Raw genomic sequence first — 18142 nt, forward strand, 5'->3', positions numbered from 1 at the left:
CCCCAACCACCGCAGCAACGATTGCGTCACAGATGTAACTTCATGCGAAGAGGCTTGTAATGATAACGGTTCTCATTTAAGATATTCTCATCGTGATTCGCAGCGTGCGGATCGAGCCGACATCCACTGTCCGTCTTCAGACGGACCACCGGAACTTCGAACGGAGAAGACCATGAGCACCCTGAGCCTGCCGCTGTCGCAACCGCGTGAAGTCACGCGCCGCCGCCTGTCCCTGCGCCGTGTGGAGGTTGCCCCGCAGTCGCGCCGTGACACGGCCGCTGCGTCGTCAGGCGCTTCGTCGACAGCCTCGGCCGCGCTGGAGTCGGTCAAGTCGGCAGTCGCCGCCCTGCCCGCCCGCCTGGAGGCATTCATGCGCCAGACGCCCGCCAGCAACGCCGACGCCCCGGCCGTGCCGCTCGAAGCGATCATGCAAGGCGCCACGACGCTGCCGATCCTGCACAACGGGGACGTTTATACGCTGCGCGTCACGCGCTATGGCAAGCTGATCCTGACCAAATAATCAGGAAGACCGGCGCAGAACGGCAGCCGGATTCCTCTGTAACGACTTTTGTGGGGACCACCCGTCCAACGGGTGTTGGGCAGTAGCCAGACGATCGGACTTCCCTGCCAGGCGATCTTTCCAGATCCTTGCCTGAACGGCCGATGCCAGCCATGCCACCTTTTTATACCGCCCCGCAGGCATTGCGCCTGCGGGGCTTTTTGCGCCAGTCAGCGCGGCGCTGACTGGGAGCCATCGGGGATCAGATGCCGAGAGCGGCGATGCCCGCGCGCGCAATCTGTGCGTCTTCGGTCGACTTCACACCGGACACACCGACGGCACCCACCACCTGGTTGTTCACCACGATGGGCACGCCACCCTCCAGCATGCCTTGCAGCACGGGGGCGGTCATGAACGAGTAGCGGCCGTTGTTGATCATGTCTTCGTAAATCTTCGATTCGCGGCGGCCCAGCGACGCCGTACGGGCCTTTTCCGTGGCGATGTAGGCCGAGATCGGGGCCACGCCATCCAGGCGAATCGAGCCGAGCGGATGACCACCGTCGTCGACGACCACAATCGTGACAGCCCAGTTGTTTGCCGCGGCTTCGGCCTCGGCGGCGACCAGCACCTTCTTCACGTCGTCAGCCGTCAGTACGCTCTTTTGCTGCATACCTCTCTCCATCGTTCAGGGTTGAGGCTGCAGTATATCGCGCCCCTTCCACGCGAAATGACGCAATCCGCGCCTTGCGAGGTGAAACTGCTTCACCTCCGCAAGACTTGACGATCATGTCGCTGCCGGTCCGCACCGGGCGCGGAAAACAAAAAGCCCGCGATATCTCTCCGATATCGCGGGCCTTGCTTGTTCGCGTGCTGGGAAGCGATCAGGCGCCGTCGCTGAACGCGTCGCGGCGGTCAGTCACCCGCGCTCCGTCCGAATACACATCGCGCGATCCGGTCACGCGCGCACCATCGGTGTACACGTCCCGATTGGTGATACGGGCGCCATCGGTATAGACGTCACGCGTATCCACAGCCCGTTGGCCACCGCTGTAGATGTCGTATTTGACCGGCGCGGCGAACACCGATGTCGAGAGCGCGGCGAGCGCCCCTATTGCGGCGACGGCCGCCAGACGTTTCTTGAGTGCCATGTGAATCCCCTTGTTCTGTTTGACGACGGGCGCCACGCCATCAGCATGTGATCCTGGGAGCGTTGCTGTGGGAGCGGCGTCACGTGAGGCAGTTTAGGGGAAAACCCCTAGCAGAATATCCAGATCGCTTGACGCTACGCATCAAAAACTTTGAGCGACGAAATTTCGCGGGAACCTACACGCGCAATGTTCCACCAAAGCGTTCCGGAAAAATCTGCCGGGATGAACGCAATAGATCGCCTCGGCAAAAAAAAAGCCCCGAATCGGGGCTTTTTCTGACAAACAGCTTTCAATGGCTTTCGGCAAGGCACACGGATCAGTGGTGATGTCCGTGGCCACGACCGCCACCGTAGTAGCCGCGGCCGTGCCAGCCCGGGCCATAGTAATAGCGCGGGCCACCATAGCCGTAATAGCGCGGCGCGCCATAGTAGACGGGGGCCGGACGAACCACCACAGGCGGCGGGCCGTAATAGACAGGCGCCGGCGCCACGACCACCGGCGGAGGCGGCGCATAGTAGGCAGGTGCCGGCGGATAATAGGCGGGACCGCCCACGACAACGCCCGGAACACCGATCGCCACGTCGACGTTCACACGCGCCATTGCAGCGCCCGACGCCAGCGCGGCGGCTACACCGAATGCTGCGAACAACCAACGTTTCATGATCGTGCTCTCTGGGAGTTAGGAAGAATCCTGATACTCGCTATTGTACGAGGTCACGAACCTGCAGGTGAAACGGTGGTATCGACATTGTTACCGCCGGTAACAGCCGGATCACATCTCGTGGGCGACGTGTCCAGCTTGCTTCCTGCGGACGAAGCCACCACAATACCGGGCTTGCCGTGCGGCCGTGGAGAAATTGGTAGACTCAGCAGACTTAAAATCTGCCGCCTTTCCGGGCTTACGGGTTCGAGTCCCGTCGGCCGCACCAGACTCTCCAGCTCTCATCCAGGTGCTCGGCGCCCCTTGCCGTTCACACCAGAACCGCGCAAAGAGCAGCGCCCACCACCATCAGGAAGACAAACAGCAGGCCCGCCAGTGCCAGCGGCTTGCGGCCGGCGCGTAGCAGATCGCCAATCCGCGTATGCAGGCCGATGGCGAGCATCGCGCAGGCCAGCAGCCAGTTGTCCAGCGCCGTCAGCGCAGGCTTCCATTCGCCGGGCACGAGTGCCGCCGAGTTCAGCGCCATCACCGCGACAAAGCCGACCGCAAACCAGGGCACCGAACGCAGCAGGCCCTTCAGGTTGCGCGAGGCCCCCGATTCCTGCGACCAGCTCGTGCGCGGCCACAGGGCCATGATCAGCAGGAGCGGCCCCAGGGCCAGCACGCGGACCATCTTTGCCACCACGGCGGCATCGGCCGTGGTATCGCTCACCATCTTGCCCGACGCGATCACCTGCGCCACTTCGTGCAGCGTGGCACCCGTGAAGATGCCGAAGGCGCGCTCGCTCACCGCCAGGTGCCAGTGTTGCGTGGCCAGTTCGTACATCCACGGGTACAGCAGCATGCCGGCCGTACCGAACAGCACGACGGTCGCCACGGCGACAGCCGTCTGACGATCGTCAGTGCGCACCACCGACGACACGGCGATGGCTGCTGCTGCGCCGCAGACCGCACTGCCCGCGCTCACCAGGATGGCTTCGCGCCGGCTCAGGCCGAAGAACGACGAGCCGACCCAGGTACCGAACAGCAGCGTGGCCACCAGCATCATCAGCGGCACGACGATGCCGCCGACACCCAGCGCCGCGATGGCGCCGAACGTCAGGCGCAGGCCATACAGCGCCACCCCCAGACGAAGCATGTGATGTCGCGCGAACTGCATGCCCGGGGCCAGCGGCGTCAGCCAGTGCTTGGGCATGGTGTTGGCCGCGATCATGCCGGCGAACATCGCCAGTGTCAGGGCCGACAAGCCATATTGCGAGATGGCCGGATGATCGGCCACCACCTGGGCAAGCCAGGCAACCGCGCCCAGCGGCAGCAGCGTCAGGATGCGCTTGCGCCACAGCGTCAGCGTGGACGGCGCGATGGCGACGGAAATCGAATGTGGGGCAGGAGCCGTAGACATGGCAGCAAACAGGTTCTTGTGCGATGCCTTGCAGCGTACGCACCCGTTGCTAACCAGTAAAACGGGTAATATCGTTATGCGTAACCGGATATATCGATAGAACATGGAACAGCGCCCGCTCCGCCTGACCCTGCGCCAATTGCAGGTGTTTGTAGCCGTCGCCCAGCACGGCAGCACGATTGCTGCCTCGGAGTCGCTGGCGATGTCGCAATCGGCAGTCAGCGCATCGCTCGCCGAGCTCGAGCGTGCGCTGAATGGGGCACTATTCGACCGCGTGGCACGCCGGCTTGCCATTAACGAAGCCGGCCGCCAGTTCTTCCCGCGCGCGCTGTCGCTGCTGGATCAGGCCCATGAACTGGAGCGGTTTGCGTCGGAAGGGGGCGTGCAATTGCGCATCGCGGCCAGCAACACCATCGGCAGCTATATCCTGCCCGCGCTGCTGGCGGGCTTCCGCAACGCCCAGACCGGCCCTTGCGCCCTCGACCTGCGCATCGGCAACACCCACGACGTGTTGCAGGCGCTGGTGAAATTCGAAGTCGATATCGGCCTGATCGAAGGCACCAGCCACGAGCGCGACCTGCGCAGCATGCACTGGTGCGACGATGAGATGGTCGTCGTCGCCGGACCGTCCCATCCGCTGGCGACGGCCGCTGAGCGCCCGGAAAACCTGCACGACATGTTGCGCGAAGCCGACTGGATCGTGCGCGAGCCCGGCTCGGGCACCCGCGAAATCATCGAAGCCCGTCTGGTGCCGGAACTCGGCGCGCTACGCTTTGCGCTGGAGCTTGGCAACGCGGAAGCCATCAAGCGCGCCGTCATGAGCGGCTTCGGCGTCAGTTGCCTGTCGCTTCACGTCGTTCGCGATGAAATCGAGCGTGGTCAGCTGGTGGCGCTGCGCAGCGGCCTGCCGCGCGTGATCCGGCCGCTGCAACTGGTCGTCCATCAGGACAAGTTTCCGACGCAGGGCCTGCTGGCCTTTACCGAATACCTGCGTGGTTCCGCGCCAGTGCTCCCGTCCCCTCAGGCCGGCTGAGGATCGCGCTGCCTTTCGCCATCCGCGCGTGCCGTGTAACGGTCAAGCAGATGGAACATGACGGGATTGAGCAGGATCGACAGCAGCGCGCCCGCCAGAATCAACGCCTGACCGCGCTCGGGCAGGATATTGAGATAGACGCCCAGGCTGGCCAGAATGAACGAGAACTCTCCGATCTGCGCGAGGCTTACGGCAATCGTCAGACCGACGCGCGTGTCATGACCAAACGCACGCACGATGCCTAGCGCGGCCAGTGACTTGCCCACCAGGATAATCAGCAGCGTCGCCAGCACGCCCCAGGGGTCGTTCACCAGCACCATCGGATTGAACAGCATGCCCACCGAGACAAAGAACAGCACGGCAAAGGCATCGCGCAGCGGCAGCGATTCCTCTGCCGCCCGATGGCTGAATTCCGATTCGGCCATCACCATGCCGGCAAAGAACGCGCCGAGCGCAAACGACACACCGAACAGCGAATAGGCGCCAAACGCCACGCCGAGTGCCACGGCCAGTACGCCCAGGCGAAACAGCTCGCGGCTGCCGGTCCACACGATGCGTTCGAGCATCCACGGGATAAAGCGCCGGCCGACGACCATCATCACGGCCACGAACGCCGCTACCTTGCCCAGGGTCGAGAAAATCTCGACCAACACATCCATCGTAGTCGGCGCCGATGCCCCGGCGACCTCGCCGTCCGCGCCACCACCGAGCAGACCGGCCATGGCCGGCAGCAACACCAGCGTGAGCACCATCGCCAGGTCTTCCACGATCAGCCAGCCCACCGCGATGCGCCCCTGTTGCGATTCGATCAGATCACGCTCCTGCAGCGCGCGCAGCAGCACCACAGTACTGGCCACCGACAGCGCCAGCCCATAGACAAGGCCCTGGCCCCAGTGCCAGTCGAAGCCCCAGGCCACCAGCATGCCCAGCGCCGTCGCAATGCCGATCTGGACGATGGCGCCCGGAATCGCGATCCTCTTCACGGCCATCAGGTCTTTGACCGAGAAATGCAGGCCCACCCCGAACATCAGCAGAATCACGCCCAGTTCCGCCAGTTCGGGCGCCAGAGCCTGGTCCGCCGTGTAGCCCGGCGTGTGCGGCCCCACCACGATACCTGCGCACAGGTAGCCAATCAGCGGCGGCAGCCGGAACCGGTTAGCGATGGCTCCCAGAATGAACGCCAGCACGATACCGCCGACGATGGTGCTGATAAGCGGAGTGGCGTGATGCATGCGTCTGGGGTTCCTTTCCGGTTGTCTCGATAATCTGGATGAACCACCGGCGCACCCGCGCGCCGTCCCGCCGGCGCATCATGCGCAGTGGCATGTCGCGGACAGGAAGGCACCTGGATCGTTACTGGTGGTACGGGAAGAGCGGCCGCAGACCGCGGGTGCATCGCAATTTCGCCATGCGCCGCGGCAGGAGGGAGTGCATCGGAATACGACTACGCGAGGTGGCTTGCCACGCCAGGCGCCGTCCCGGATGCGTACGGCATGACGTAATGTAACACGCGAGCCACCCCGCTCAAGATGAGAGGAATCGCAAAAAACTGGGGAAGTTCGGCGAATGCCGGCGCAGAAAACACAACGGCGCCACATGGGCGCCGTCGGCTTGCAACTGGAGGCGGAGGTCGGAATCGAACCGGCGTACACGGCTTTGCAGGCCGCTGCATAACCACTCTGCCACCCCGCCAGGTGACGATGCTGGATTGTATCCGGATTCGCCGCGAGCGTCGTGACTGCCGACACCGCGACGGGGATGCAACCCCGCTAAACACGCTAAAGAAAAAGGGAAGCGTTGCTTCCCTTTGGGATTGGAGCGGGAGACGAGTCTCGAACTCGCGACCTCAACCTTGGCAAGGTTGCGCTCTACCAACTGAGCTACTCCCGCGTACAACTTTTACTGCTGTGGCAGCTCGCGCTGCCGTTCCGCCGACCTGACCAACATCGCCATGTCACCGGATGCCATTAACCTGGAGCGGGAGACGAGTCTCGAACTCGCGACCTCAACCTTGGCAAGGTTGCGCTCTACCAACTGAGCTACTCCCGCAGGGCCCTGCATCATACCGAAAAGCAGACTATCGCGCAACTTCTTTTAACTACGCAGCTTTATGCTGGCAATTCGCGCTAAGTACCGCTTATCTTGCTGCTTTCGTTTGCGTCGTCAGCAGCGAGAACGAGATTATTGCAAAGAGAGAACCGGCTCGTCAACAACTTTTTGCAAGGAATTTCATTTTTGTGTTCGCGCCCCGGTCAGCGCATCGCTGCGCTCGCGTATCTGGGGCCAGGCGAGCTTCATGTAGTAGATCATCGACCACAGCGTCAGCACAGCCGCCACGTAGATCATCAGGGTGCCGAGCAGCGAAGCATCCAGCCCGAACAGCGTGTCATTGAACAGCAGCAGCGGGATGGCAATCATCTGCCCGGTGGTCTTCAGCTTGCCCAGGAAGTTCACGGCCACGCTCTTCGACGCCCCGATTTGCGCCATCCATTCGCGCAGGGCCGAAATCGTGATCTCGCGGCCGATGATGACCAGCGCGATCAGGTCGGCCACGCGCCCCAGGGCCAGCAGCGAGAGCAGCGCCGCGGTGACCATCAGCTTGTCGGCCACCGGGTCCAGGAAGGCGCCAAAAGCCGAGGTCTGGTTCCAGCGCCGCGCCAGAAAGCCATCCAGCCAGTCCGTGACCGCCGCGATGATGAAGAACGACGCCGCCGTCACGTTCTTGGTATGCATCGGCAGCCAGGCCTCGGGCAGGTAATAGACCCCGACGACAAGCGGGATCATGGCCACGCGAAGCCAGGTCAGCAGGATGGGAATATTCAGTGGCATGGGCGGTGCGTTCGTGCGCCAGAATCTGGCTGGTCTGCGATGTGGTCGCCAAGGCGGATTGCGCGATTGTCGCCGATTTCGGCTTCAACCCGTTAATTTCGGGCCGAAAGCCGCCCAATACCTGCCAGGGACGGGCTTTCAGTGCAATTGCCGGTAGATTTCCTCGGCCAGCGCCCGTGAAATGCCTTCCACGCTGGCCAGCTCGTCGATGCTGGCGGCCATCACGCCGCGCAGGCCGCCAAATCGCGTCAGCAGCTTCTGCCGGCGACGCGCACCCACGCCTTCGATTTCTTCGAGCCGCGACGTGGTGCGTGCCTTGGCCCGCTTGGCGCGCATGCCGGTGATGGCAAAGCGGTGGGCCTCGTCGCGGATCTGCGCCACGAGCATCAGGGCCGCGCTACCCTGCCCCAGTTCCAGCGACGGACGCCCGTCGGCGAATACCAGCGTCTCCAGCCCCACCTTGCGCCCTTCGCCCTTGGCCACCCCAACCAGCAGGCCAATGTCGAGCCCCAGCTCCTCGAACACCTGCCGCGCCACCTCGACCTGGCCTTTGCCACCATCGATCAGCACCACGCGCGGCATGCGGGGCACGCCCCCGGCGCCGGCGGCGTTCGGATCGCCGCCATCCTCCTGAATCTGCTCGACCAGCTTCTGGTAGCGGCGCGTCAGCACCTGGCGCATGGCCGCGTAGTCGTCGCCGGGCGTGATGTCGGTGATATTGAAGCGCCGATACTCGCTGTTCTGCATCTCGTGGTGATGAAACACCACGCACGACGCCTGTGTGGCCTCGCCTGCCGTGTGGCTGATATCGAAGCACTCGATACGGAACATGGCCAGGTCCTCCATGTCGAGGCCGATGGTTTCGGCCAGCGCGCGGGTGCGGGCCTCCTGGCTGCCCTGCTCGGCCAGGCGTCTGGCCAGCGCCAGGCCGGCGCCCTGCGCAGCCATTTCCAGCCACACCTTGCGCTGTCCCTGAGGCTGCCGCACCAGCGCGACCTTGCGCCCGGCCTGCATCGACAGCGCCTCGACCACCGCGCCGTCGGCCGGCAGATGGCTGACCACGATGATCGGCGGGGGCGCCTGATCGAGATAGTGCTGGATCATGAAGGCGGACAGCACGCGCGCGGCAATGCGATCGACCGACAACGGGCCCGCGTCGGCCGCAGACGCGGTTCCGGCTGCGGCCTCACCGGGGGGCGCCTCGGATGTTTCCGATGCCTCGGCGGTGTCGTCGCTCTCTTCGACGATCATCGCCGCTTCATCGGCATGGGCCGGAAAGTAGGCCTTGTCGCCCAGATGCCGCCCGCCTCGCACCATGGCCAGGTTCACGCAGGCGCGGCCGCCCTGCACGGCCACGGCCAGCACGTCGATATCGCGCGCCTGACCAACCTCCTCCACGGCCTGCCGCTTGAGTACCGTCGACAACGCGCCAATCTGGTCGCGCACGGCGGCGGCCTGCTCGAACTGCAATTGCACCGCGTGCGATTCCATCTTCTGCTGCAGACCCTCTAGCACCTCGGTCTCGCGGCCCTGCAGGAAGCTCGCGGCGTTGCCCACGTCGCGCGCATAGTCTTCCTGCGAAATCGCGTTCACACAGGGCGCCGTACAACGGTGGATCTGATGCAGCAGGCACGGCCGCGTGCGATTGTTGAATACCGTGTCCTCGCAGGTGCGCAACTGGAATACCTTCTGCAGGATCTGCATGCTCTCGCGCACCGCATGCGCACTCGGGAACGGACCGAAGTACTGGTGCTTGCGGTCGGTCGCGCCCCGGTAATACGCCATGCGCGGAAACTTGTGGCCGGTCAGCTTCAGGAACGGATACGACTTGTCATCGCGGAACAGGATGTTGTAGCGCGGCGCCAGCGCCTTGATGAGATTGTTCTCAAGCAGCAGCGCCTCGGCTTCGGTCCGCACGACGGTCGTCTCGATTCGCGCGATCTTGCCCACCATCATGGCAATGCGCGGCGACAACTGCGTCTTGTTGAAATAGCTCGATACCCGCTTCTTCAGGTCGCGCGCCTTGCCCACATAGAGCACGTTGCCATCGGCATCGAAATAGCGATAGACACCGGGCAGCCCCGGCATCCGCGCCAGGATCGGCCGTGGATCGAAGTCCGGCACATCGGGGGGCTCCGGAGCCTGCACCTCGATCGGGGCGGCGTCGGATTCGGGTATCACGGGGTCGGTCTGGGGGACGGGTTCCTGCTCGGGCATCGCGGGCGGATTGGACGAATAAGGGGCGCCATCGGTGCGCCATCCATGCGCCCACACGGGGCGCTGGCCTAGAATCGCAAGTTTAGAGCAATTCGTCCGGAAGACTTCCTGAACGCCGGCCGCCCGTGCCGGGTCCTCGTCGTATCTTCGCCAAACCCTCCGCGCCATGCCTATCCGTTCCTGGGACATTTTCTGCACGATCATCGACAACTTCGGCGACATCGGCGTTTGCTGGCGGCTGGCGCGCCAGCTGGCCCAGGAGCACGGTCATGCGGTCCGACTCTGGGTGGATGACCTGGCCAGCTTTGCCCGGCTGGCACCGGAAATCGACCCGGCCGCCACGCACCAGCGCCTGGCCGGTGTTGAAGTGCGGCGCTGGGCGCCGCAGCCGGACGCCCCGTTCGATGCCCCCGCGCCGCACGACGTCGTGATCGAGGCGTTCGCCTGCCACCTGCCCGAGTCGTTCCTGGCCGCCATGGCCGCCGCGCCGCGCAAGCCGGTCTGGATCAATCTGGAATATCTGAGTGCCGAGGACTGGGTCAGCGAGCACCACGCGATGGCGTCGCCCCATCCGCGCCTGCCGCTGACCAAGTACTTCTTCTTCCCGGGCTTTGCGCGCGGCACGGGCGGCCTGTTGCGCGAATCGATGATCGGCGCTTCGCGCGATGCCTTCCGCACCAGCCCGGCCGCGCAGGCCACGCTGTGGCACCGGCTCGGCGTCCAGCCCACGCCGGGGGCGCTGCAGGTCAGCCTGTTCGCCTATGAGAATCCGGCCACGCCCGCCCTGCTCGACCAATGGCGCGACGGGGCCACGCCCATCGAATGCTTCGTTCCCCAGGGGCTGGCCGCGACACAGATCGGCCAATGGCTGGGCGCGGCGCCGCTGCCGGGCACCACTCACCATCGCGGCAATCTCGTCCTCCATGGCATCCCGTTCGTGCGCCAGGAACACTACGACGAACTGCTCTGGGCTTGCGACATCAATTTCGTGCGCGGCGAGGATTCCTGCGTGCGCGCCCACTGGGCCGCCCGGCCGATGATCTGGCACATCTACCCGCAGGACGACCAGGCGCACCACATCAAGCTCGACGCGTGGCTGACACGTTTTGCGCGGGCAGGAGTGGCGCCCGAGGCATCCGCGGCGCTGATCGCTTTCTCCCATGCGTGGAACGGCTACGGCGCGGCACCCGACTGGGCGGCGCTGCAGGCACAACTGCCAGCCCTGACCGCCGGCATGGATCGTTGGCAGCGGCAGTTGCAGCACTTGGGCGACCTCGCAGCGAATCTCGTGGCCTTTAGCGAAAATCAGGTAAAATAGCCGGTTGATTTTGATGGCGAGCCAAGTTTCAAGGCCCAAGAACAAACTGCCGGCTGCGCGCCTTCGCCATACCGAATTCCGGGTGCTATCCCCTACCTTGTGCCCGGACCATTTTTTTCAGGAAGACAGTTCAGATGAAAATCGCACAGGAACTCCGCGTCGGCAACGTGTTCATGATCGGTTCCGACCCGATGGTGGTTCAGAAGGCCGAATACAACAAATCGGGCCGTAACGCCGCCGTTGTCAAGATGAAGTACAAGAACCTGCTGACGGACGCCCCGGGCGAATCGGTCTTCAAGGCCGACGACAAGTTCGAAGTGGTGGTGCTGGAACGTCGCGAATGCACGTTCTCGTACTTCGCCGACCCGATGTACGTGTTCATGGACACCGAGTTCAACCAGTACGAAGTCGAGAAGGACAGCATGGGTGATGCGCTGAACTACCTCGAAGACGGCATGGCTGTGGAAGTGGTGTTCTACAACGACAAGGCCATCTCGGTGGACATGCCGACGACGCTGGTCCGCGAGATCATCTACACGGAACCGGCCGTCAAGGGCGACACCTCGTCGGGCAAGGTGCTCAAGGGCGCCAAGATCAACACCGGCTTCGAACTGCAAGTGCCGCTGTTCTGCAACATCGGCGACAAGATCGAAATCGACACGCGTACCGGCGAATACCGCAGCCGCGCCAACTAAGCTTCACGGCGCCACGCGATAAGAAAGGGCAGCTTCGGCTGCCCTTTTTGTCGTCCCCGGCGTGCCGGGCGCCGTGATCCTTACTTGACCAAATCCAGGTCCTTCAGCAGACGCAGCGCGGCACGGTATTCGCCCTCCTGCACGAGCTTGTTCCAGTCCAGCGGCTTGCGGCGGCCAAACAGCTTGCGGATACGGCGCTGCGACGTCTTCGAAATCGACGTGTCGAGCTCCGAAAGCAGCTGATCGGCCTTGTCCGGGTTGTTGCAGATCAAGACCATGTCACAACCGGCGTCGAGCGCGGCCTTGGCGCCCTGCGTGACGGTGCCCGCAACGCTGGCGCCCTCCATGCTGAGGTCGTCGCTGAAAATCACGCCTTCGAAACCCAGCTGCGAGCGCAGGACGTCCTGGAGCCAGAAGTGCGAAAAGCCCGCCGGCGCCGGATCCACCTTGGGATAGATCACGTGTGCCGGCATCACCGAGGCCAGCGCCGGCCCCATCCAGTCATACGGACGGGCATCGTGTGCCAGGATCTCGTCGAGCGTGCGCTCGTCGACGGGCACCGCCACGTGGGAATCGGCCTCCACGTAGCCATGCCCCGGAAAATGCTTGCCGCAGTTCGCCATGCCGGCCAGCAGCAGGCCGTGGGTCAGATGATTGGCCAGCATCGTGACCACGCGCGGATCGGCGTGGAAGGCACGGTCGCCGATCACGCCGCTGCGGCCGAAGTCCAGGTCGAGCACCGGCGTGAAGCTCAGGTCGATATCGCAGGCTCGCAGTTCGGCCGCCAGCACATAGCCGCAGGCGATGGCCGCCTTGGTGGCCGTCAGCACGTCGCGGTCCCACAGCTGGCCCAGTCTGGCCATGGCCGGCAGGTGCGTGAAGCCGTCGGTCTTGGCGCGCTGCACGCGGCCGCCTTCGTGGTCGATGCAGATCAGCACATCGTCGCGCACATTGCGGATCGCGCGGGTCAACGTCACCAGCTGCGCGCGCGACTCGAAATTGCGCGCGAACAGGATCACGCCACCGGTCAGGGGATGCGCGATGCGGCGCTCGTCTTCGGCATTGAGCTGCTTGCCCACCACGTCGAGCACCACGGGACCCGGACGCTTGCCGGACACTTTATTGTTCATATCGGTTCAGTTCGAGGCTGGTTCAGGCAGCGGACCGGGCTGAGCCGTCCGCTCCGCGATCGCGAAGGCGACCGCATACTCATGTTCATCGCTGACACTGACCCGAATGGTCAGGCCGCGTTCCCGAACCCACTCGGCCAGCTCGCCCGTGCACTGCGGGGTGGGCTCGCCAGACGGCAGGTTCAGCAATTCCATCGCGCGCCAGGTCATCGGCCAGCGCATGCCGAGCCCGATCGCCTTCGAGAAGGCTTCCTTGGCGGCAAAGCGCGTGGCCAGGAACGCCAGGCCGCGCTTTTCGGAGCGCGCCTTGCGCGCGTGATAGATCTTCAGTTCGCGCGGGCCGAGTACCTTTTCGGCAAACCGGCCGCGCGTGCGATCCATCACGCCTTGCACGCGATCAATCTGGATGATGTCGGTGCCGACGCCGTAGATCACGCCGCCTGCCCCGGCACGGGATAACGGGTGCCAAGCCGCGCCGCCACCATGATGGCCTTCATCTCGCGCACGGCGTTCTGCCAGCCGACGAACACCGCGTGCGCGACGATGGCGTGGCCGATGTTCAGCTCCTTGATGCCCGGCAGCGCCGCGATGCGTTGCACGTTCGTGTAATGCAGGCCATGGCCGGCGTTGACGATCAGGCCGTGCTTCTGGCCAGCCATCACGCCCTGGGCCACGCGCTGGAACTCCGCTTCCTGCGTATCGGCCGTGTGGGCATCGGCATAGGCGCCGGTATGGATCTCGATCACCGGCGCCTTGCACGCGGCTGCGGCGGCAATCTGATCGGGGTCCGCGTCGATGAACAGCGACACACGGATGCCGGCATCGGCCAGCTGGCGGCATGCCGCGCTGACCTGCTCGAAATGGCCCGCCACGTCGAGACCGCCTTCGGTGGTCACTTCCTCGCGCTTTTCCGGCACCAGGCACACGTCCTGCGGCTTGATCTCGCACGCGATGTCGAGCATTTCGGCAGTAATGGCGCACTCGAGGTTCATGCGCGTAGCCAGCTTCGGGCGCAGCGCGCGCACGTCGGCATCGCGGATATGGCGGCGGTCCTCGCGCAGGTGCAGCGTAATCAGGTCGGCGCCGGCTTCCTCGGCCTGCAGCGCGGCCTGGATCGGGTCGGGATAGACAGTGCCGCGCGCATTGCGCAGCGTGGCAACGTGATCGATGTTGACGCCGAGGTCGATGACCCCGGGATTCGCGTGGAAGATCATGCCGGGTTGCTCAGAGGGAAATGGGAATCAAAGGTACTGCAGATCGATCAGGATCTGGCGCGTTTTCAGCGGCTCGCCCTGTAGATAATAATGCAGCAGGAACCGCATCAGCGCGCGGCTTTGCGTAACCGTTTGTGCGCGTCCGTAGTCGTCCTGCGCCATGTCCAGCAGCGTCTGCCCCGACACCACGGGCCAGCTCGACGGATCGCTGGCATGCGCGCGCCGTACGCCGCGCTCCGGCTGGTACACGTAATCGAGACCGGGCTGCACGCGCTCGCCAGTCTTGATGCATTGATCGAACGCCACCGCGAAGCCGGTTTCCTGCAGCAGCACGCGCTCGAAGCCGCGCAGCACCAGGCTGGCCGGCTCGCCATGCGCCAGCCGCGTCAGCGTGATCATGTAGTGCTTGAACAGCGCGGGATGCGCATCCTCGCGCGGGCAGAATCGCAATAGCAATTCATTCAAATAGAAGCCCGACAGCAGCCCATCGCCGGCCAGCGGCAGCATGCCGCCCATGTACTCGGCCTTGGTCAGCGTCTTGACCTCGCCGCGCCCGGTCCATGACAACGAAATGGGATGGAAATGCTGCAGCACGGCGCGCAACGCCGAATGCGGGCGCTTGGCGCCCTTGGCGACCATCGCCATGCGCCCATGATCGCGCGTGAAGACGTCGAGGATCAGGCTGGTTTCGCGATAGGGATAGGCATGGAGCACGAACCCCGCCTCGTTGGTGACGCGCAACTCCGAGCGCGCCGGCACGATGCGCATCGCGCGGTCCATCATTTCCCGCCCGGCGGCCACCGCAGGGCTCAGCGCGGAAATGGCGCCCGACTCCAGCACCTCGGCGGCCTCCTCGGCAATCGGATCGGCACTGCGCGCACGCGGCGCGCCGCGGCGCACGTCAGGCATCTTGCTCACTCGTAGCCGTAGGCGCGCAATCCGGCTTCGTTGTCGGCCCAGCCGCTCTTGACCTTGATCCACATTTCCAGGTAGACCTTGCCGTCGAACAGCTTTTCCATGTCGAGGCGCGCCTCGGTGGAGATCTGCTTGAGCTTGCTGCCCTTGTTGCCGATGATCATGGCCTTGTGCGCGTCGCGCTCGACCAGGATCGTGGCGAAAATACGGCGCAGCCGGCCTTCCGTCTCGAACTTGTCGATGACGACCGTGCTCGTGTACGGCAGCTCGTCGCCGGTCCAGCGGAACACCTTTTCGCGGATGATTTCCGATGCCAGGAACCGCTCGCTGCGGTCGGTCATCGCATCCACGTCGTACATCGGCTCGCCTTCCGGCAGGTAGGGCCGGATGATGGCCAGCAGGCGGTCGATGTGGTCGCGCGTCTTGGCAGACATCGGCACCACTTCCGTGAACGGAAAACGCTGCCCCATCTGTTCCAGGAACGGCATCATCACTTCCGACCGGCCTTCGCCGATGCGGTCGAGCTTGTTGCACACCAGCAGCACCGGCACGTTCTTCGGCAGCAGCGTCAGTACCTTTTCGTCATCGGGGCCGAAGTAGCCGGCTTCCACGACGAACAGCACCACATCCACCGACGACAGCGTCGATGTCACCGCGCGGTTCAGCGAGCGGTTCAATGCGCTGGCATGGCGCGTCTGGAAACCCGGGGTGTCGGCGAACACGTACTGCGCATCATCGGTGGTCTGAATACCGACGATACGATGGCGCGTGGTCTGGGCCTTGCGGGATGTGATGCTGATCTTCTGGCCGACCAGCGCGTTCATCAGCGTGGACTTGCCCACGTTCGGACGGCCAACAATGGCCACGGTGCCGCAGCGAAATGCCGTGGCACCTGAGGGTTCCGCCGCAGCCTGCTGCGGAGGGAGAGAATCGGTCATTCCTTCAACCTGAGAGACAACTGGGGATCCGGTGGCACCGGCTGCTTGCGCGTCTTGCCTGTTCGCTCGGCACGGCTGCGCTTGAGCAACTGGGGCACGAGCTTCTGGACTTCGTCCAGCGCGAGCTTGGCCGCCGCCTGCTCGGCCGCGCGGCGCGACGCGCCGGTGCCGAACACGCGCACCTCCAGTTTAGGCACGATGCATTCGACTTCAAATTGCTGGCTGTGCGCCGCACCGTGCGTGGCGATGACGTTGTACTGCGGCAGGGCAATCTTGTGACCCTGCAGGTACTCCTGGAGCAGCGTCTTGGCATCCTTGCCCAGCGTGCGCGGATCCACCTGCTCCAGAATGGGGATATACAGCTTGCGGATCAACGCCCGGGCGGCGTCGAACCCGCTATCGAGGAATACCGCACCAACGATGGCCTCAAGCGCGTCCGCCAGAATCGACGGCCGGCGGAAGCCGCCGCTCTTGAGTTCGCCTTCGCCCAGACGCAATGCGTCCGACAACTGCAGCATCTGGGCGATCTCGTACAGCGCCTGCTGCTTGACCAGATTGGCACGTACGCGCGACAGGTCGCCCTCGTCCAGCTTGCCGAACATGCCATACAGCATGTCCGCCACCGCACAGTTCAGCACCGAATCGCCAAGAAACTCCAGGCGTTCGTTGTGCTGTGCGCTATGACTGCGATGCGTGAGCGCCTGCTGCAGCAATTCGGGCTTGCTGAATCGGTAGCCGAGACGTTGCTGCAAGGCGTCGAGGGTCATGTCTTTACTGCGTTCCCGAGTAGGTAATCAAAAAACTCAACGGACCATAGATCTTCACTTCGGTCCGGTATTCGAAGCCGATCGAGCGAATGCGCCCGGTTTCGTCCTCGCTCACGTCCAGATCCTCGCCCCGGATCGAACTGATATTGTCGATCTGGGCCTGCCTGTCGAAGTTGGCCGCTACGTCCTTGCGGTTGCTCGATCGGTCCTTGGCGTAGCTGGTCGCCCGCTTGACCGAGAAATATTCCAGCATGCTGGGAATCGACTTCAATGCCGGCAAAGCGACCGCCAGCACCAGTGCAACCACCACCAGCATCGATCCCAACGAAAATCCGCGTGACTTATGAATCACAAACACGCGGACTTCCCCCCTTTTACCCAAAACCTTCTGACCCATCGCGCTGCCCTCTATATTGAGTGTTTTGCGCTGCGTAGTGCCGTGAACGGCTTATTTGAACGACCCTACGCGCCCGAAATTGCCCAGATTCATCCAGATCATGAAGGCCTTGCCGACGATATTCTTGTCGGGTACGAAGCCCCAGTATCGGGAATCCAGGCTGTTGTCACGGTTATCCCCCATGACGAAATAGTGACCTTCCGGCACTTTACATGTCAGTCCCTGCTGATTGTAAGTGCAGTTCTCGCGGAACGGAAAATCCGGATCGGCGCCGGCAACGAAGGCCGGCCTGTCCGTGTCGTTCAGAATGCCATGTTCGGGGCCGCCCGGCAGCTTTTCGGTGAAATGCTTCGAATATGCCAGACGCTCCTCGTCGAGATAGTCGGGCAGTGCGCTGTATTCGGCGGGCTTGCCGTTGATGGTCAGTTTCTTGTTTTCGTAACGCACCACGTCGCCCGGCACACCGATTACGCGCTTGATGTAGTCAAGCGACTCGTCCTTCGGATAGCGGAACACCATGACATCGCCGCGTTGCGGCTCGCCCACGTCGATGATTTTCTTGTTCACCACCGGCAGGCGAATACCGTAGTCGTACTTGTTCACCAGGATGAAATCGCCGATCAGCAGCGTGGGGATCATCGACCCGGACGGGATCTTGAACGGCTCCACGACAAACGATCGCAGCACGAATACCGCCAGGATTACCGGGAAGAAACTCGCCGAATATTCGAGCCACCACGGCTGGCGCATTTTCTCTTCCGCCAGCTTCGCGCGCGAGCGATCCAGCTCCGTGCCGGCCGGCACGGCCTGCATGTGCTGGCGCTGGGCGTCGAATTCGGCCAGCGCCAGTTGCGTCACGCTGCGGCGTTGACGCTCGAATACGAGCTTGTCCGCAACCCAGGCAATGCCCGTAATGACCACCAGCACAAAAAGGATCAGTGCGAAATTCATGACGGCTTGGAGTGATGTCGATTTGTTG

Annotated in this window: 19 protein-coding genes and 4 tRNA genes; 5 read left to right on the forward strand and 18 right to left on the reverse strand. The window is 63.7% G+C overall.

The window, feature by feature from the left end; all coding sequences use genetic code 11:
* Positions 1-172: 172 nt before the first annotated feature.
* Positions 173-520, forward strand: coding sequence for a hemin uptake protein HemP (locus BLQ58_RS01535; protein ID WP_092594244.1), 348 nt, complete (start codon positions 173-175; stop codon positions 518-520).
* 241 nt (positions 521-761) lie between these two features.
* On the opposite strand, the gene BLQ58_RS01540 is transcribed toward BLQ58_RS01535, so the two are convergent.
* From BLQ58_RS01540 to BLQ58_RS01550, 3 genes are all read right to left on the reverse strand, one after another.
* Positions 762-1169 (reverse strand): heme-binding protein, encoded by a 408-nt coding sequence (locus BLQ58_RS01540; protein ID WP_092594245.1) that lies wholly within the window; start codon positions 1167-1169, stop codon positions 762-764.
* A 211-nt stretch (positions 1170-1380) separates the two neighbouring features.
* On the reverse strand, positions 1381-1647 hold the full coding sequence (locus BLQ58_RS01545; RefSeq protein ID WP_092594246.1) for a hypothetical protein: 267 nt from the start codon (positions 1645-1647) through the stop codon (positions 1381-1383).
* A 316-nt stretch (positions 1648-1963) separates the two neighbouring features.
* Positions 1964-2308 (reverse strand): hypothetical protein, encoded by a 345-nt coding sequence (locus BLQ58_RS01550; RefSeq protein WP_092594247.1) that lies wholly within the window; start codon positions 2306-2308, stop codon positions 1964-1966.
* Positions 2309-2489: 181 nt separating this feature from the next.
* Here BLQ58_RS01550 and BLQ58_RS01555 point away from each other — a divergent pair.
* Positions 2490-2576, forward strand: a tRNA-Leu gene (locus BLQ58_RS01555).
* 42 nt (positions 2577-2618) lie between these two features.
* On the opposite strand, the gene BLQ58_RS01560 is transcribed toward BLQ58_RS01555, so the two are convergent.
* Positions 2619-3710: a YeiH family protein gene (locus BLQ58_RS01560; RefSeq protein ID WP_092594248.1), complete on the reverse strand. Its 1092-nt coding sequence runs from the start codon at positions 3708-3710 to the stop codon at positions 2619-2621.
* 103 nt (positions 3711-3813) lie between these two features.
* Between BLQ58_RS01560 and BLQ58_RS01565 the strand changes: the two genes are divergently transcribed.
* On the forward strand, positions 3814-4743 hold the full coding sequence (locus BLQ58_RS01565; protein WP_092594249.1) for a LysR family transcriptional regulator: 930 nt from the start codon (positions 3814-3816) through the stop codon (positions 4741-4743).
* On the opposite strand, the gene ybaL is transcribed toward BLQ58_RS01565, so the two are convergent.
* The 6 genes from ybaL to uvrC form a co-directional block, all read right to left on the reverse strand.
* On the reverse strand, positions 4731-5975 hold the full coding sequence (gene ybaL, locus BLQ58_RS01570; RefSeq protein WP_092594250.1) for a cation:proton antiporter domain-containing protein: 1245 nt from the start codon (positions 5973-5975) through the stop codon (positions 4731-4733). The two genes, BLQ58_RS01565 and ybaL, sit on opposite strands and share 13 nt — an antisense overlap.
* A 386-nt stretch (positions 5976-6361) precedes the next feature.
* Positions 6362-6435, reverse strand: a tRNA-Cys gene (locus BLQ58_RS01575).
* Positions 6436-6557: 122 nt separating this feature from the next.
* Positions 6558-6633 (reverse strand) — tRNA-Gly (locus BLQ58_RS01580).
* Between the two features lie 83 nt (positions 6634-6716).
* Positions 6717-6792: transfer RNA gene (locus BLQ58_RS01585), tRNA-Gly, on the reverse strand.
* Positions 6793-6972: 180 nt separating this feature from the next.
* Complete coding sequence (gene pgsA / locus BLQ58_RS01590) at positions 6973-7572, reverse strand: CDP-diacylglycerol--glycerol-3-phosphate 3-phosphatidyltransferase (protein ID WP_092594251.1); 600 nt, start codon at positions 7570-7572, stop codon at positions 6973-6975.
* Positions 7573-7710: 138 nt separating this feature from the next.
* Positions 7711-9789, reverse strand: coding sequence for an excinuclease ABC subunit UvrC (uvrC, locus tag BLQ58_RS01595; protein ID WP_092594252.1), 2079 nt, complete (start codon positions 9787-9789; stop codon positions 7711-7713).
* Positions 9790-9955: 166 nt separating this feature from the next.
* Here uvrC and earP point away from each other — a divergent pair, with 166 nt between their 5' ends.
* Positions 9956-11107, forward strand: coding sequence for an elongation factor P maturation arginine rhamnosyltransferase EarP (gene earP / locus BLQ58_RS01600; protein WP_092594253.1), 1152 nt, complete (start codon positions 9956-9958; stop codon positions 11105-11107).
* Between the two features lie 134 nt (positions 11108-11241).
* Positions 11242-11802 carry an elongation factor P gene (efp, locus tag BLQ58_RS01605; protein ID WP_066730964.1) on the forward strand — a complete coding sequence of 187 codons (561 nt, stop codon included), beginning with the start codon at positions 11242-11244 and terminating at the stop codon, positions 11800-11802.
* Between the two features lie 80 nt (positions 11803-11882).
* On the opposite strand, the gene nagZ is transcribed toward efp, so the two are convergent.
* The 8 genes from nagZ to lepB are packed head-to-tail and all read right to left on the reverse strand — an operon-like array spanning position 11883 to position 18114.
* Positions 11883-12932 (reverse strand): beta-N-acetylhexosaminidase, encoded by a 1050-nt coding sequence (gene nagZ / locus BLQ58_RS01610; RefSeq protein ID WP_092594254.1) that lies wholly within the window; start codon positions 12930-12932, stop codon positions 11883-11885.
* A 6-nt stretch (positions 12933-12938) separates the two neighbouring features.
* Complete coding sequence (gene acpS / locus BLQ58_RS01615; protein WP_092594255.1) at positions 12939-13367, reverse strand: holo-ACP synthase; 429 nt, start codon at positions 13365-13367, stop codon at positions 12939-12941.
* Positions 13364-14146, reverse strand: a complete 783-nt coding sequence (gene pdxJ / locus BLQ58_RS01620; protein WP_092594256.1) for a pyridoxine 5'-phosphate synthase — start codon at positions 14144-14146, stop codon at positions 13364-13366. The genes acpS and pdxJ overlap by 4 nt, the downstream gene beginning before the upstream one ends.
* 27 nt (positions 14147-14173) lie before the next feature.
* The gene (gene recO / locus BLQ58_RS01625) at positions 14174-15055 is read right to left on the reverse strand and encodes a DNA repair protein RecO (RefSeq protein ID WP_092594551.1); all 882 of its coding nucleotides are present in this window, start codon (positions 15053-15055) and stop codon (positions 14174-14176) included.
* Positions 15056-15060: 5 nt separating this feature from the next.
* Positions 15061-15999 (reverse strand): GTPase Era, encoded by a 939-nt coding sequence (era, locus tag BLQ58_RS01630; RefSeq protein WP_092594257.1) that lies wholly within the window; start codon positions 15997-15999, stop codon positions 15061-15063.
* Complete coding sequence (gene rnc, locus BLQ58_RS01635; protein WP_092594258.1) at positions 15996-16766, reverse strand: ribonuclease III; 771 nt, start codon at positions 16764-16766, stop codon at positions 15996-15998. Before rnc ends, era begins: the two co-directional genes overlap by 4 nt.
* Before the next feature lie 4 nt (positions 16767-16770).
* Positions 16771-17163: a DUF4845 domain-containing protein gene (locus BLQ58_RS01640; RefSeq protein WP_092594259.1), complete on the reverse strand. Its 393-nt coding sequence runs from the start codon at positions 17161-17163 to the stop codon at positions 16771-16773.
* A gap of 51 nt (positions 17164-17214) precedes the next feature.
* Positions 17215-18114 carry a signal peptidase I gene (gene lepB / locus BLQ58_RS01645; RefSeq protein ID WP_092594260.1) on the reverse strand — a complete coding sequence of 300 codons (900 nt, stop codon included), beginning with the start codon at positions 18112-18114 and terminating at the stop codon, positions 17215-17217.
* Between the last annotated feature and the right edge of the window lie 28 nt (positions 18115-18142).

It is taken from the genome of Ralstonia sp. 25mfcol4.1, from assembly GCF_900104095.1.
In the GTDB taxonomy this organism is placed as follows: Bacteria; Pseudomonadota; Gammaproteobacteria; order Burkholderiales; family Burkholderiaceae; genus Cupriavidus.

What these genes read in the sequence shown, in the direction of transcription:
- ybaL (WP_092594250.1), bottom strand. Translation starts at nt 5,975, where the DNA reads ATGCATCACGCCACTCCGCTTATCAGCACCATCGTCGGCGGTATCGTG.
- BLQ58_RS01535 (WP_092594244.1), top strand. Translation starts at nt 173, where the DNA reads ATGAGCACCCTGAGCCTGCCGCTGTCGCAACCGCGTGAAGTCACGCGC.
- era (WP_092594257.1), bottom strand. Translation starts at nt 15,999, where the DNA reads ATGACCGATTCTCTCCCTCCGCAGCAGGCTGCGGCGGAACCCTCAGGT.
- pdxJ (WP_092594256.1), bottom strand. Translation starts at nt 14,146, where the DNA reads ATGATCTTCCACGCGAATCCCGGGGTCATCGACCTCGGCGTCAACATC.
- nagZ (WP_092594254.1), bottom strand. Translation starts at nt 12,932, where the DNA reads ATGAACAATAAAGTGTCCGGCAAGCGTCCGGGTCCCGTGGTGCTCGAC.
- BLQ58_RS01640 (WP_092594259.1), bottom strand. Translation starts at nt 17,163, where the DNA reads ATGGGTCAGAAGGTTTTGGGTAAAAGGGGGGAAGTCCGCGTGTTTGTG.
- efp (WP_066730964.1), top strand. Translation starts at nt 11,242, where the DNA reads ATGAAAATCGCACAGGAACTCCGCGTCGGCAACGTGTTCATGATCGGT.
- BLQ58_RS01560 (WP_092594248.1), bottom strand. Translation starts at nt 3,710, where the DNA reads ATGTCTACGGCTCCTGCCCCACATTCGATTTCCGTCGCCATCGCGCCG.
- recO (WP_092594551.1), bottom strand. Translation starts at nt 15,055, where the DNA reads ATGCCTGACGTGCGCCGCGGCGCGCCGCGTGCGCGCAGTGCCGATCCG.
- lepB (WP_092594260.1), bottom strand. Translation starts at nt 18,114, where the DNA reads ATGAATTTCGCACTGATCCTTTTTGTGCTGGTGGTCATTACGGGCATT.
- BLQ58_RS01545 (WP_092594246.1), bottom strand. Translation starts at nt 1,647, where the DNA reads ATGGCACTCAAGAAACGTCTGGCGGCCGTCGCCGCAATAGGGGCGCTC.
- BLQ58_RS01550 (WP_092594247.1), bottom strand. Translation starts at nt 2,308, where the DNA reads ATGAAACGTTGGTTGTTCGCAGCATTCGGTGTAGCCGCCGCGCTGGCG.
- BLQ58_RS01565 (WP_092594249.1), top strand. Translation starts at nt 3,814, where the DNA reads ATGGAACAGCGCCCGCTCCGCCTGACCCTGCGCCAATTGCAGGTGTTT.
- rnc (WP_092594258.1), bottom strand. Translation starts at nt 16,766, where the DNA reads ATGACCCTCGACGCCTTGCAGCAACGTCTCGGCTACCGATTCAGCAAG.
- uvrC (WP_092594252.1), bottom strand. Translation starts at nt 9,789, where the DNA reads ATGCCCGAGCAGGAACCCGTCCCCCAGACCGACCCCGTGATACCCGAA.
- earP (WP_092594253.1), top strand. Translation starts at nt 9,956, where the DNA reads ATGCCTATCCGTTCCTGGGACATTTTCTGCACGATCATCGACAACTTC.
- pgsA (WP_092594251.1), bottom strand. Translation starts at nt 7,572, where the DNA reads ATGCCACTGAATATTCCCATCCTGCTGACCTGGCTTCGCGTGGCCATG.
- BLQ58_RS01540 (WP_092594245.1), bottom strand. Translation starts at nt 1,169, where the DNA reads ATGCAGCAAAAGAGCGTACTGACGGCTGACGACGTGAAGAAGGTGCTG.